A 14,127-nucleotide genomic window follows, 5' to 3' on the forward strand; every position below is an offset into this window, starting at 1 on the left:
ACCCTCTCAAACGGGCAATCATCATGGTACTGTCCTCTCTTTCAGTTCTGCTTCGTTCCGTTGATTGGAACGGTTTTAGTTGCTGGCTCCAAAACCGACCCGGAGGCGGACGCCGACATAGCGCTGATAGTTGCGCGGAACCTGCTGGATCAGCGTCGGGGCCGAATATCCATTGCCCGTATAATCGGTGATGGACGTCAGATACGCCTTGTTAAACAGGTTGTTGACGAAGAACGACAGATCCCAGTTCACAGCGCCCGTGCTGCGCAGGCCAATGCTGGCATTGGCGATGCCATAGGCATCGAACTTGGTGAGCGGGTTGCGATCCAGCGAGAAGTTGACATCATCCTGCCAGGCATAGTTCGCGCTCATATAGGCGTTGATCTCGGTACCCTGAATGGGCGCCTCGTAAACGCCACCGACGTTGAACTTGAAGTCCGGCGAATTGGCGAGACCGACGCCAGCCAGATCCTGCACGAACGTGGTCGTGCCCGGAATGGCGACGCAGCCCTGCGCGACCGTCTGACCAGGATAGCAGCTCGCGCCCGGGAATTCGCGGATCTTCGCGTCGACGTAAGCGGCCGAACCATAGAGATTGAGGTTCGGAGTCGCCCGGATGGAGCCCTCGAACTCGATACCCTTGGTGCGCAGCTTGCCGACATTCTTGAGAATGAATTGCGGCGCACCGGCGATGAATTCCGCGCTCTGCGCCTGGAAGTCGTCATAGTCGGTCCAGAAGCCGGTGATCGCGAACGATCCACGGTTGCCCCAGAAGCGACCCTTCATACCGACTTCGTAAGATACGGAATGCTCGGGCTTGACGAGATTGTCGATCCGCGACTGGTTGAAGCCGGACGAGATATCGTAGGCCTGCCCCTTATAGCCCTTGGCGATGGCGGCATAGACCATCACTTCGTCGCTCACGAACTGCTGCAGCGAGGCCTTGCCGGTGACAGCCGTGTCGCTCCGCTGATCTTCATACACCACAGGCGTCGCCAGTCGATTATCCCGGAAGAATACGCCGACAGTCTCGCGATTGACGCGGCCGCCGAGCGTGAGCTTGGTCGTGGGCGTGAAATTATAGCCGAGCTGACCGAAGGCGGCATAGCTTTCCGTCGACGCGGTCGAATCCCAATCCTGACGGAGGAACGACAAGAAAGACGGCGCCGAACGGATGAAGCGGCGATCGGTATTGCCATCAGCATAGAACAGGCCGACCATATACTCGAACGGGCTGGCGCCCCGCGAGGTCAGGCGCAGCTCCTGGCTGAACATCGTCGCATCATAGGGGCCGCCCTGATAGAGGGTCGGCGCGGCAGAGAAGTCGAGATCCTGGCCGGATTCCAGCTTCCAGCGCTGATAGGCGGAAACCGATGTCAGCGTCGCAAAGCCCAGGTCAAGATCGGCTTTGGCCGACAGCAGATACTGGAAGCTGTCAGCGCGCGGATCGCCATCGAAGCGGACATTGTCGTTGCCGACGCCCGGCCGGATGCCGCGCAGGTCAATCGCCGCGCCATTCTGGGTCGCGCCAGGGGTCACATAATAATAGGTCGGCGCGTTGCCGTTCGACTTGGTGTTGCTGTAATTGCCGGACAACGTGAGATCGAGGTTGCCGGCACCGTAAGTGAACTTGCCGCCAAAACCGTAGCTTTCCGCGCCATTGAGGCGATGACCGTTGGTCAGGTTGTTGATGTAGCCTTCACGATCGGAATAGAAGCCGTTCAGCCGGAAGCCGGCATTCTGGCCGATGGGACCGGAGAGCATGGCGGATACCCGCGTCTCGTCGTCATTGGTCAGGACACCTTCGACATAACCGCTCAGGTCACGCGTCGGATTCTTGGTCGTGATGTTGACCACACCGGCAGACGCGTTCTTGCCGAACAGGGAATCCTGCGGCCCACGCAGAACCTCGACCTGCGCGATGTCATTCAACCCGCCACCGAACGCCTGGCCCTGCTGAAGCAGTGCCACACCATCCACGACGATCGAGACGGCCGGCTCAGTGCTGGTCGAAAAGGAGAAGGTGCCGATGCCGCGGATCGAGACGGACGACGACGCCGAATTGCCCTGCTCGTTCACTGTCAGTGAGGGCGACACGCGGGTGATGTCGGAAAACTGGGTGACCTGCGCGGTGTTCAGCACCGCCGAGTTGATCACGCTGACCGCCGCCGGAACTTCAAGAATGTCCTGCTCCCGCTTCTGGGCGGTTACGATGATCGCTTCCGGCTCAGACCCTGCACCGGCTTCGGGCGCCGCGCTCTGGGCGAAGCCAGGCGTTGCGACCGCACAGGCCGCCGCCAACGCAGCAGACGCAACGGAAAAACGTAGGAAAGAACGCATTTAGGGAGATCCTCTTACCAAAACTCGGAACCGAACCGGACTTGGCCAAGTCACTGCGGATAATTGGTCATGCCACATTGTAGGCAGAATATAAATGGCTGTGGCGGGAAAAATCAGCGTGCTGACCGAAAACGGCTAATTTCAGCCGCCACTTTCACACCTGACTGTTGCAAAGAAACCGCGCAAAGGTGTCTGGCCAATCCGCTCAATCCGCGATAGCATCGCCGCTTTCCTCTGGCAGAGGGCACATAGAACAGGTGGTCATGGCATCCGAACCGATCAGCGGCAGAGACCGACTTTATCAGGCAATCGCGCACCAGTTGCTGGAGGTGTTCGGGAGCGGGCGCTACAAGCCTGGCGACCGGCTACCCACGGAGCGGGAACTCGCGATCCAGTATAATGTCAGCCGCCCGACGATCCGCGAGGCGATCATCGCGCTGGAGGTTCAGGGCATCGTCGAAGTCCGCGTCGGCTCCGGCGCCTATCTCAAAGGCCTGCCCAGCGCGGGCGATCCTGCGGCATTCAATGTCAGCGCCTTCGAACTGACCGAAGCGCGCTTGCTGCTGGAAGGCGAAGCGGCCGCGCTTGCGGCGGCGCAGATCACCGACGAGGAGCTCGCTACGCTGGCGCAGCTGATCGACGAGATCGCGACGGAGAATGAACGCAACGCCGGCACGGAAGATGCCGACCATCAGTTCCACCTGACCATCGCGCGGGCGACGCGCAACTCGGCGATCGTGAACCTCATCGACAATCTCTGGTCGTTGCGCGCCAAATCCCCTGAGACCGCCCTGCTCTATGCCAAGGCGCGATCGGCCAATGTCAAACCGGTCATCGACGAGCATCAGGTCATTCTCGATGCGCTGCGGACGCGCGACCCCGCCAAGGCCCGCGCCGCCATGCGCGCGCATCTGACCGCGGTTCTGGACAGCCTGCTCTTTGCTACCGAGGAAAAGGCGATCGAGGAAGCGCGCAAGGCATCGGCATCGAAGCGCGCCCGCTATGAAAGGGCGATTGCCTGAGCAACATGCCGGGCAGCCCCGGCACGCGCACTCAGTAGGTCAGGCCAAAGCCGAACGGATAGAGCGTGCCGCCCGGCGTCTCGGCATAGCCGGGCGCGTCGGAATGCTGCCGGTCGACAGCATCGAGTGAGGCAGGCAAGGCAAATGGCAGGCGCCCGGCCGGGGCCTGCTTGCCGGTTAGCACATCGATCTGGGCCGCATCGCTCGCCCCGAAGCTGGCGATGATCGCCCCGGCATTGCGCAGGCCGCTGGCTTCATCCAGCACGTAAGGCTGGCGGAAATAGATATTGAGGATCACGCGGCGCGGATCGCCGATTTCGCGCATGACCGCCTGAATGTCGGCCAGCGATGGATAGACCGACCAGCTCTGCGCCTTCGCCATGGCGGAAAAGGACAGCATCCCCGCCTCCCACGGAAATGCGCCGCCGAAAATCAGATTGTCGTCCACGCAGGTGACGTCCTTGCTGACACCGGGCGCCGTGCAGGGGTCCTGCTCACCCCAGCTTGCCTGCCGCTTGCCCGTCACGCGGTTGGCAATGCTGGTCGCCGGATAGACCGCACGCCCGCCGGCTTCGGCTGACTTGCTGGAATAGCGCCGCGCGCCATCCGTGCTCACGCGGACGTTGATGATCGCATAGTCCGTGCCGGCCGGCACGGCCGGACGGACCTGCCCCTTTTTAACGTCATAATTGCCGTCAGTGGCTGCAAATCCCCGTGCGGCGAAGTCAGCACCGGCAAAGCCCATGGTGTAAATGCGACTGCCCGGGCGGAGCGGCAACACGCCCGTGCCATCCACCTTCTGATTCTGCAGCAGCACGAGCGACCGCCGCTGGACGTCCAGCCCGAGCGCGCGATGCTCAGCCGTGCCGATCATCTCCGGCGCTGCCTCGGCGTCGACATAGGGATTTTCAAACAGGCCCAGCGCGAATTGTTCGGTCAGCAGCCGCTCGACCGCCGGATCGATATCGCCTGCCTCACTGAGCGCGCCCTGGGCAACCAGATCGACGATCGTGCTCTTGCTGCGGAACTCGGAGAGAATATCCGTGCCAGCACGAACGGCGAGCGCCGTGCGATCCGCGACGGTGTACCCCTTACCAGTCGCCGGATTTGTGCGACTGTCTTCCAGACCCCATCCGCGCTCTTCGATGATGCCGCTGTCCGAGTTCACATAGCCGCGAAAGCCCAGCTCATCCCGCAGAATACCCGTGACGATCTGCCGCGAGAACGCCATGCCCAGACTTTCGACCGGCCGCCCGCCATGATGCGCATCAACCGGCACGCCATAATAAGGCATGATCGAACCCACGCCCGCGTCGATGGCTCGCTGGAAGGGGCGCAGATGATAATCGAACCCATACCGTCCGCTCGGATCGGTGTAGAACTGGTCCTTGCCGAATGTGTAATGCGCATCCAGCCCGAGCTGCTGCGGCCCACCGCCGGGGAAGTGCTTGAGCGTCATGCTGACTGCGGTGGCCGGAGAGAGCGCAAGGCCGCCCTGCCCTTTCTCGCCCTGCAGCCCTTTGGCGAGCGCCGTCACGATATCGCCGACCAGCTCAGCATCTTCGCTGAACGTTTCGTGGAAGCGTGACCAGCGCGGCTCCGTGCCCAGATCCGCCATATAACCATACATGCCGCGCAGGCCGATGGCCCGCCACTCCTGGCCCATCACGCGCGTAAATCCGGTGATGACGGACATATCGCCCCGCAGGCCAGCGGGTGGCGCACCGTCCGTTGCGTTGAGCAGCCCTGCAGCGCCAAGCGCAGCGGCAGCGAGCCCCGCCTCTTTCGGAAATTCGGTAAAGGCACCGGCGCCCTGGCCGATGCCGAAGGTCGGGCTGACCTCGACATGGTTGCGGGCATTGTCCTTGAAAAGGGCGGGGATGCCAAGCCGGCTCGCCTCGCGCGCTTCCTGCACCGCATTGGTGAAGCGCGCCATCTGCAGCGGCGTCTGCCTGTAACCGCCCCTCAGACGGAAGCCGGTCAACTTGACCGAACAATCTGCCGGCTCCGTGGAGACCGTGGCGCGCAGGATGAAGCGGCTCATCTCCTCCTTTTCGATGAGCGCCTTGCCATCCTCAGTGATCGAGCCGTCGCAATCGGGATTTTGCGTCGCGATCAGCATCGTCCCCGCCTTCTCGGCCAGCGTCATGCGCGTCACGAGATCGCGTGCACGTTCAAGCGCCGTCAAACGCCAGTCTTCATAGGGTTCGAGCGTGCCGGAGGCATTGAGGTCTTTGAACCGCAGTCCGGCCACAGTGATGACCGGCTTGCTGCGCGCCGCGACATCCGGCTGTGTCATCGTCGGTGAAGCAGATGGAGTAGACGCGGCGGCGGACCGGTCCGTTGTCGCACAGCCGCTAAACACGGCGCAGAGCGCCATTGCGGATACCGAGAACGAAATCTTGCCAGTCATGCGCACGGCCTTCTCCAATCATGCTGTTCTTATTGGCGGGGTCACCCGGTCAAACGGCCATCCCTGTGTCGTCGCCCGATGGCCGACTGTAGATCCCGGCTTCGGCCGGCGGAATAGCCCCGCGCCGCTGCACAACCCAAGCGGCCAGAGCATTGCCGGCCTCCGCCGACGCCTCCGGACTTCGCCCCACCAGCCGATGAGCCAGATAGCCGCCATTGAATGCATCGCCCGCGCCGGAGGTATCCAAAGGGCGCGCCACGATCTTGCGGGTCGGAACGAGGCAATCGCCCGCGATCGCGCCGGCCGCCCCCATTTTTACAGCGACCTCATCGACGCCGCGCTCGCGCCAATAGGTTATTGCTTCCTCGCAAGAAGTCGTCCCGAGCAGAGCCTGCTCATCATCGAGCGTCGGCAGACCAATGGACGCTGTCCGCAGCGCCGCATCATGCCAATGCCGGGCCGCCGCCACCGTCTCCCAAAGCGCCGGACGGTAGTTGCTGTCAAACGCGATGCGGCCACCGGCTGCGCGGCGGCTCCGCAAAATATCGAGCAACGTAGCGCGGTCTTCCTCCGGGAGGATGGCCAGCGTCACCAGCGAAAAATAAACTATCAGCTCGGCGTTACGGACTGCAGCGGCGAGGGTATCGGGCGCGATCAGTGAAACCAGGCGTCGTGCGGCGCTGTCGCTGCGACGGTAAGTGAACGAGCGCTCGCCATTCTCGTCAGTGGCGATGAAGTAGATGCCGCATTCGTGCACCGGACTGCGCGCCACGCAGGAGAGATCAAGCCCCTCACGCTGCCACGCGCCGGCGAGATCATCACTGAACCCATCGCGCCCGATGGCCGTCGCAAGGCCGGTCGCGATACCGAAGCGCGCCAGATGAATGGCCGTGTTGACCACATCGCCGCCATGGGCCTGCCGCCAGCACGCATCCTCCCGCCGGAACTCGACCATGCCCTCGCCGATCGCGAGAACGCGCATCACCAGTTCCACATGCTGCCGTCGGACAGCCGCGCGACCGGCAGATAGGCCGGCTTGTAGGGATATTTGGCGGCCAGAGTTTCATCGATGTCGACGCCATGACCAGGCGTTTCGCCGCAGTAGAGAAAGCCGCGCTCGAAATGGTAATCATGGGGGAAGACGGCGTCCGTCTCCTCGGTGTGGCGCATATATTCCTGAATGCCGAAATTCGGCACCCAGGTATCGAAATGCAGGGCCGTGCCCATCGTCACCGGCGAGAGATCGGTCGCGCCGTGGCAGCCCGTGCGGACCTGATAGAGCGAGGCCAGATCGGCGATGCGCCGCAGATGCGAAACGCCGCCCGCGCCCACAATGGTCGTGCGGATATAGTCGATCAGCTGGTTCTGGATGAGATCCTTGGCATCCCAGATGGTGTTGAAGATCTCGCCGACGGCCAGCGGGGTGACCGTGTGCTGGCGGACCAGCTTGAAGGCTTCCTGATTCTCCGCAGGCGTGACGTCTTCCAGCCAGAACAGCTGATAGGGCTCGAGCATCTTGCCGAGATTGGCGGCTTCCTGCGGCGTGTAGCGGTGGTGGCCATCATGCAGCAGATGATGGTCGAACCCGTAGGTCTGGCGCAGCTTGTCGAACAGCTTGGGCACATGGTTGAGCGCCTTGCGCGTATCCCAGCCGGTGACAGAGGGCAGCGCGGCATCGGCCGGCTCATAATAGAGCTTGCCGCGCCCGACGCCATAGGCGTCCTTCACATTGGGAATGCCGGTCTGCGCGCGGATCGCCTGATAGCCCATGTCGATATATTCGCCCACGGCATCGACGGTTTCTTCGATATCCGAGCCATTGGCATGGCCGTAGACCATCACGCCATCGCGGCTGCGGCCACCCAGAAGCTGGTACAGGGGCATATTGGCCATCTTGGCCTTGATATCCCACAGCGCGACATCGACCGCCGCGATGGCCCGCATGGTCACCGGCCCGCGCCGCCAATAGGCCCCGCGATAGAGATATTGCCAAATATCCTCGATCCGCCGTGGGTCCATGCCGATGAGGCAGGGCGCCACATGGTCCTGCAGATAGGACACGACCGAAAGCTCCCGCCCGTTGAGCGTGGCATCGCCGATTCCATAAACGCCCTGATCGGTCTCGATCTTGAGCGTCACGAAATTGCGTCCGGGACAGGTGACGATGACCCGAGCGGCAGTTATCTTCATTGCAGGCAAAGCTCCCGATGAGTGTCCAAGCATTTTCGCCTGACAATCAATACTAGATTGGTCAGGCATTGTATGGCAAGGGGTCATTTCCGGTCGCCAGGGAGAAGGTCATGAGTCCACTGAAACTGCATCCTGATCGGCTGTTTCCTGCGGACTCCACCACGCGCGCAATCGCTCGCGACCTTTATGCACAGGTTGCGCAACTGCCGATCGTGAGCCCCCATGGCCATACTGACCCGCGCTGGTTTGCGGACAATCAGGCATTCACCAATGCCGCAGACCTGCTGCTGATCCCCGACCATTATCTCCTGCGGATGCTCTACAGCCAGGGCATTCCCATGGAGAAGCTGGGCGTGCGGCGGCGCGGCGAAGCGGCGGAGACGGCGCCGCGAGAGGCATGGCGCATCTTTGCGGCCCATTATCACCTGTTCCGTGGCACCCCTTCGCGGCTCTGGTTGGATTGGGTGTTCGCCGAAGTGTTCGGTCTCGCCCAGCGGCTGGATGCGGACAGCGCCGACGCATATTACGATGCCATCGCAGAGCAGCTGGCGCAGGAGGCGTTCCGCCCTCGCGCGCTGTTCGAGCGCTTCAATATCGAAGTGATCGCCACCACCGAGTCCCCCCTCGACAGTCTCGACCATCACCGCACGATTGCCGCCAGCGGCTGGTCCGGCCGGGTGATTACCGCCTATCGCCCGGACCCAGTGATCGATCCCGAATTCGAGGGTTTTCGCGACAATCTGGTGCGCTTTGGCGAGTTGGCCGGCGAAGATTGCTTCACCTATGAGGGCTATCTCGCCGCGCACCGCAACCGCCGGGCGTTTTTCGCCCGGATGGGCGCAACCTCAACCGATCACGGCCACCCAACCGCTGCGACGGCGGACCTTGACGACGCGCAGGCCCGCGCTCTTTTCGCGCGCGTCATTGCCCCGGACGTGAGCGCCGCGGATGCCGAACTGTTCCGCGCGCACATGCTGACGGTCATGGCCGGCATGAGCATCGAGGATGGATTGGTCATGCAAATCCACCCTGGCTGTTTCCGCAATCACAATCCCTGGCTGTTTGAGCATTTCGGGCGGGATAAGGGCGCGGACATCCCGGTGCGCACCGAATATGTCCATGCGCTGCGGCCACTGCTCGCCAAATATGGCCGCGATCCGCGCCTGTCCCTCATCGTTTTCACGCTGGATGAAACGACCTACAGCCGGGAATTGGCTCCGCTTGCCGGCCACTATCCGGCACTCAAGCTCGGCCCGGCCTGGTGGTTCCACGATAGCCCGGAAGGCATGTGGCGCTTCCGGGAGAATGTCACGGAGACAGCGGGCTTCTACAACACAGTCGGCTTCAACGACGACACGCGTGCCTTCATGTCCATTCCCGCGCGCCACGATGTCGCCCGCCGGGTCGATTGCGCCTTTCTCGCGCGGCTGGTCGCCGAGCATCGGCTGGAGGACTGGGAAGCTGCCGAACTCGCGCAGGATCTCGCCTATAATTTCGCCAAGGCAGCGTACAAACTATGAGGCTCTCCGAGCAGACCCTCGCGTCGCTCGATGCGCGCGCTATTCAGGTGCCTTACGATCGCGCCGCCGGCAGCAAGCAGATCGTCCATCTTGGCCTGGGCGCCTTCACGCGGGCGCATCAGGCGGTGTTTACCGAAGATGCCATTGCGGCGTCGGGCGAGGTCTGGCGCATCCTCGGCGTGTCGATGCGCAGCGCCACGGTGCGCGATCAGCTTGCGCCGCAGGATTGCCTGTTCACCGTGACTACCAAGGGCGAAGGCGCGCCTGCGACGCGGCTGGTGCGCTGCCTGAGCGATATCATCGTCGCCCCGGAAGACCCGGCCCGTGTGATGGTCGCCATCGCCGATCCCAAGACCCATATCGTGACGCTGACCGTGACCGAGAAAGGCTATCACCTTTCCGGCAGGCAGGACGACGCGCTCGATCCGCTGCTGCAAGATGACCCCGCAAGCCAGGCGCCGCGCACCATCTACGGCTATCTCGCACAAGGTCTGAAGCAGCGCCGGGACCAGGGCCTGCCCGGCCTCACGATCCTGAGCTGCGACAATCTCGCGGACAATGGCACCCGCTTGCGCGCCATGCTCCTCAAGGTGCTGACCGGCACCGACCCGCAATTGGCGCAATGGTGCGCGGATAATTGCACCTTCCCCTGCTCCATGGTCGATCGGATCGTCCCGGCGACGCAGCCCGATGACATCGACCGGCTGGAAAGCATGATCGGTCTGCGGGACGAGGCTGCAGTGTTCACCGAACCCTTCCGCCAATGGGTGATCGAGGATCGGTTCGCCGGCCCCCGCCCCCCATGGGAAGCTGCTGGCGCCGAGATCGTGGCGGACGTGCGCCCTTATGAAACGGCCAAGTTGCGGATGCTCAACGGCGCCCACTCGGCGCTCGCCTATCTCGGCCTTGCCCAGGGGCATGAGCTGGTCAGCCAGGCCATGGCCGACCCAGACATCGGCGCGCTGGTCCGCAGCCTGATGCGGGACGAAGCCGCCGACAGTTTCGAGCCGGCCGCCGGGCAAGACCTGCAGGCTTATGCCGCCTCGTTGGAAACCCGCTTCGCCAACCCCGCCCTTCCCCACCGGCTCGCGCAGATCGCCATGGATGGATCGCAGAAGATCCCCCAGCGCTGGCTGGCGACGCTTGCCGACCGGCAGGCCCAGGGGAAAGCCTCGCCTGCGATCCTGAAAGCCCTCGCCGCGTGGATCGCCCACGTGCGGGGCAACAATCCGCATGTCAGCGACTCCCGTGCGGAGACGCTGGCGCTGGCCTGGAAGCAAGCGGGCCGGGACGGGATCGCCCCCGCGCTTTTCGCGGAGAGCGGATTGATCGCCTCCTCGTGGAAACCCACGAGCGATGAACTGGCCGCACTGTCCAGTCATCTGGAAACGATGGCGGACTGACTTTGCCAATCAAACAGGGCTTCGGGAGAGAATGACGGTGAATGACAAGCGGCGCATGCCCCTCATGGGCCTGAGATGGTGGATCATCAGCCTCGTCACGATCGGCACGATTCTCAACTATCTCGCGCGCTCGTCGCTCTCCGTCGCGGCGCCGACGCTTATGGAAGTGTTTGGCATGAGCACCCAGCAATATAGCTGGGTGGTCTTCTCCTTCCAGGCCACCTACACGGTGATGCAGACGTTCAGCGGCGCCATTCTGGACTGGCTCGGCACCCGCCTGGGCTTCGCCATCTTCGTGGTGGGTTGGGGCTTTGCCAATATGTGCCACGCCTTTGCCACCGGCTGGTTCAGCCTCGCCTTCTGGCGCGGGCTGCTGGGCAGCTTTGAAGCCGCCGCCATTCCCGGCGGCCTCAAGGTCGTTTCCGAATGGTTTCCGCCGCGCGAGCGCACCGTTGCAACCGGCGTGTTCAACATGGGCGCCTCCATCGGAAACATGATCGCCCCCGCGCTCGTCGCGTTCTGCATCCTGTATTTCGGCTGGCAGTCGGCCTTCCTCATCACCGGCGGCCTGAGCCTGCTCTTCGCCCTGCTGTGGTATTTCGTTTATCGCAGCCCCGAGCAGAGCAAGCGACTGACGCAAGCGGAACTCGCCCATATCCAGACCGCCGGTGACGATGCCGGGGTCATCGCGCGCCCGGCGCACTGGCGCGAGGTGATCCGCACCAAGGGCTTCTGGTCCATCGCCATCCCTCGCTTCTTCGCGGAGCCGGCGTGGCAGACCTTCAATTTCTTCATCCCGCTCTATCTGGTCACGGTGTGGGACTTTAATCTGAAAGATCTCGCTCTGTGGGCCTGGCTGCCATTTCTGGCAGCGGACGCGGGCTCCATGCTGGGCGGCCTCACCGCTCCCGCGCTTATCCGCTGGTTCGGCGTTGACCTGCTCACCTCGCGCAAGCTGACCGTCACGCTGGGCGCGGCGCTGATGATCGGCCCGGCCTGCATCGGCCTCGCCACCTCACCGGCTATGGCCATCGCGCTTTTCTGTGTCGGTGGTTTCGCCCACCAGATGCTTTCCGGCGCCCTGCTGACCCTCTCGGCCGATCTGTTCGACAAGCGGGCAGTCGGCACAGCGACCGGCATGGCTGGATCGATCGGATGGATCGGCGGCGCCATCTTCACGCTGATCGTCGGCGGGCTCGCGGAGATTGTGGGGTACAATCCGCTGTTCGTCATGCTCGCCGCCTTCGACCTGATCGGCGCGCTGGTGCTGTGGGGATTGCTTCGGTCCGGGAAGGCAAAGGCCGCCCTCAATTAAGATAAGGATACGCGAAGGTGGCGATCAGTCGCAGAGATATGCTCGGGAGCCTGGCTGCGGCCAGCGTCGCGACCGGTTGCACGACAACTGCGCAGACAAGCCGGCCCGACCCGAGAGGCAGGCCCAATATTCTGTGGCTGGTGAGCGAAGACAATAATCCCTTCATTGGCGCCTATGGCGACCCGATTGCCCATACGCCACATATCGACACGCTGGCGCGCCGGGGGCTGCTCTACCGGAAGATCTACGCGAACGCGCCGGTCTGCGCCCCGGCGCGCTTCTGCCTTCTGACCGGCATCTATCCAGAATCGAATGCGCCGGCGAACCACATGCGCGCCGACGCAAGCCTGCCTGATTTCCTCAAGACCTATCCGCAACTCATGCGCGCGGCGGGCTATTACTGCACGAACAATGAGAAAACCGATTACAATGCCGTCGTGAATCCAACGTCGATCTGGGATGAATCGAGCGTCAAGGCGCATTACCGCAACCGGCCTGAGAACACGCCATTCATGGCTGTTTTCAACTTTGAAACCACGCATGAATCGCGGCTGTTCGGCATCACCGAAGGCAAGGTGAAGCCCGAACAGGTCCGCGTCCCACCCTATCTCCCCGACAGCCCCGCCGTGCGGCAGGATTTCGCCAGCTATTATAACCTCATGGAGCGGATGGACGCACAGGTCGGCGAAAAGCTGGCCGAGTTGGAAGATGCCGGGCTGGCCGACGATACCATCATCTTCTACTTTTCGGACAATGGCGGCTGCATGCCCCGCTCCAAACGGCATTGCCATGAGGAAGGGCTGCGTTGCGCGCTGGTGGTCCATGTGCCCGACAAATGGGCGGACTATGCGCCGGCCGCGATGGGCGGCGAGATCGCGGCGCCGGTCAGCTTCATCGATTTCGTACCGACGCTGCTGTCCATCGCGGGCATTCCCCAGCCTGCGACCATGCCGGGCACGGCCTTCCTTGGCCGGAAGATCGCGCGTCCGAAAGCCTATGCCTTTGGCATGCGCAATCGCATGGATGAGCGTTACGACTTCGTCCGCACCGTCGCGGACGGGCATTACCGCTATATTCGCAACTACATGCCGCACCGCCCCATGGGGCAGGTCAACGCCTTCCCGATGATGTTGCGCAGCTATCAGGACTGGTATCGCCGCTATGCCGCCGGCGAGCTTAACGCCGTGCAGTCGCGCTTCTTCGAGCCTCGGCCCTATGAGGAACTGTACGACCTTGAAGCTGATCCTGATCAGCTTCAAAACCTTGCCGCCGATCCGAAGCAGAGCCGCCGCCTGAGCGCTTTGCGGACAGCGCTCGACCAGCACATGCTGGATATAAACGATAACGGCTTCATACCCGAAGGCTCGCCGCTAGAGGGCTACGAAGCCAGTCGCCAGCCCCATGCCTATCCGCTGGCGGACATTATGGCTCTGGCCGCGCAGGCGGCGACCGGAGGCCCATCAGCACTGCCGGATCTTACTCGGGCCCTGACACACGATAACGAAGTGATGCGCTACTGGGCAGCAACGGGTCTGCTGATCCGCAAAGCACAGGCCGCGCCGGCGCGAGAGACGTTACTCAGCGCAAGCAAGCGCGAAACGTCGGCGCAGGTCCGCGTGGTCATGGCGGAAGCCCTCACGCATCTGAGTGAAGGGGAGCAGGCCAAGCAGATTTTTGCCGAGTTGCTCGCCGCAAATCCTCCGGAAATGGTCGCACTGCAGACTCTTAATGCTCTTACTTATATCGAGCCGGTCTATCGGCCCATGGACATGCTGGCGAGATGGAAGACCGATCCCGGCTATGTCGGGCGCGCGACACGGTATCTCACACGCGTGAGTGAGGGCACTTACGATCCTTCAGTTTCGCTTCTGCCCCCACGAGGCGTGTGAAGGCTCATAGGCAAGTTTGACGAGACAGTCTAACG

The 14,127-nt window shown here is 62.8% G+C and carries 9 protein-coding genes; 5 read left to right on the forward strand and 4 right to left on the reverse strand.

Going from position 1 to position 14,127, the window contains the following annotated elements; genetic code table 11:
- Positions 1–75: 75 nt before the first annotated feature.
- Entirely contained in the window at positions 76–2,340 is a 2,265-nt protein-coding gene (locus M2334_RS15270) for a TonB-dependent receptor (protein ID WP_264605870.1), read from the reverse strand.
- Between the two features lie 263 nt (positions 2,341–2,603).
- Here M2334_RS15270 and M2334_RS15275 point away from each other — a divergent pair, with 263 nt between their 5' ends.
- Positions 2,604–3,362 carry a FadR/GntR family transcriptional regulator gene (locus tag M2334_RS15275; protein ID WP_181558593.1) on the forward strand — a complete coding sequence of 253 codons (759 nt, stop codon included), beginning with the start codon at positions 2,604–2,606 and terminating at the stop codon, positions 3,360–3,362.
- Positions 3,363–3,393: 31 nt separating this feature from the next.
- Here M2334_RS15275 and M2334_RS15280 read toward each other — a convergent pair whose 3' ends face one another.
- The 3 genes from M2334_RS15280 to manD form a co-directional block, all read right to left on the reverse strand.
- Entirely contained in the window at positions 3,394–5,661 is a 2,268-nt protein-coding gene (locus M2334_RS15280) for a glycoside hydrolase family 3 protein (protein ID WP_264595208.1), read from the reverse strand.
- 163 nt (positions 5,662–5,824) lie between these two features.
- Positions 5,825–6,757 carry a sugar kinase gene (locus M2334_RS15285; protein ID WP_264595209.1) on the reverse strand — a complete coding sequence of 311 codons (933 nt, stop codon included), beginning with the start codon at positions 6,755–6,757 and terminating at the stop codon, positions 5,825–5,827.
- A complete protein-coding gene (gene manD / locus M2334_RS15290; RefSeq protein WP_264595210.1) occupies positions 6,757–7,965 on the reverse strand; it encodes a D-mannonate dehydratase ManD in 1,209 nt (402 codons plus the stop codon). Before manD ends, M2334_RS15285 begins: the two co-directional genes overlap by 1 nt.
- A gap of 110 nt (positions 7,966–8,075) precedes the next feature.
- Here manD and uxaC point away from each other — a divergent pair, with 110 nt between their 5' ends.
- The 4 genes from uxaC to M2334_RS15310 are packed head-to-tail and all read left to right on the forward strand — an operon-like array spanning position 8,076 to position 14,092.
- Complete coding sequence (gene uxaC, locus M2334_RS15295; protein ID WP_264595211.1) at positions 8,076–9,485, forward strand: glucuronate isomerase; 1,410 nt, start codon at positions 8,076–8,078, stop codon at positions 9,483–9,485.
- The gene (locus tag M2334_RS15300; protein ID WP_264595212.1) at positions 9,482–10,888 is read left to right on the forward strand and encodes a mannitol dehydrogenase family protein; all 1,407 of its coding nucleotides are present in this window, start codon (positions 9,482–9,484) and stop codon (positions 10,886–10,888) included. The genes uxaC and M2334_RS15300 overlap by 4 nt, the downstream gene beginning before the upstream one ends.
- Positions 10,889–10,919: 31 nt before the next feature.
- A complete protein-coding gene (locus M2334_RS15305; RefSeq protein WP_264605871.1) occupies positions 10,920–12,203 on the forward strand; it encodes an MFS transporter in 1,284 nt (427 codons plus the stop codon).
- Between the two features lie 38 nt (positions 12,204–12,241).
- On the forward strand, positions 12,242–14,092 hold the full coding sequence (locus M2334_RS15310; RefSeq protein WP_264606098.1) for a sulfatase-like hydrolase/transferase: 1,851 nt from the start codon (positions 12,242–12,244) through the stop codon (positions 14,090–14,092).
- Positions 14,093–14,127 lie beyond the last annotated feature (35 nt).

The organism is Sphingobium sp. B11D3D (assembly GCF_025961755.1).
In the GTDB taxonomy this organism is placed as follows: domain Bacteria; phylum Pseudomonadota; class Alphaproteobacteria; order Sphingomonadales; family Sphingomonadaceae; genus Sphingobium.

Excerpts from the sequence above, each read along its gene's own strand:
- uxaC (WP_264595211.1), top strand. The coding sequence starts at position 8,076 with ATGAGTCCACTGAAACTGCATCCTGATCGGCTGTTTCCTGCGGACTCC.
- M2334_RS15300 (WP_264595212.1), top strand. The coding sequence starts at position 9,482 with ATGAGGCTCTCCGAGCAGACCCTCGCGTCGCTCGATGCGCGCGCTATT.
- manD (WP_264595210.1), bottom strand. The coding sequence starts at position 7,965 with ATGAAGATAACTGCCGCTCGGGTCATCGTCACCTGTCCCGGACGCAAT.
- M2334_RS15280 (WP_264595208.1), bottom strand. The coding sequence starts at position 5,661 with ATGACACAGCCGGATGTCGCGGCGCGCAGCAAGCCGGTCATCACTGTG.
- M2334_RS15275 (WP_181558593.1), top strand. The coding sequence starts at position 2,604 with ATGGCATCCGAACCGATCAGCGGCAGAGACCGACTTTATCAGGCAATC.
- M2334_RS15305 (WP_264605871.1), top strand. The coding sequence starts at position 10,920 with ATGACGGTGAATGACAAGCGGCGCATGCCCCTCATGGGCCTGAGATGG.
- M2334_RS15285 (WP_264595209.1), bottom strand. The coding sequence starts at position 6,757 with ATGCGCGTTCTCGCGATCGGCGAGGGCATGGTCGAGTTCCGGCGGGAG.
- M2334_RS15310 (WP_264606098.1), top strand. The coding sequence starts at position 12,242 with ATGCTCGGGAGCCTGGCTGCGGCCAGCGTCGCGACCGGTTGCACGACA.
- M2334_RS15270 (WP_264605870.1), bottom strand. The coding sequence starts at position 2,340 with ATGCGTTCTTTCCTACGTTTTTCCGTTGCGTCTGCTGCGTTGGCGGCG.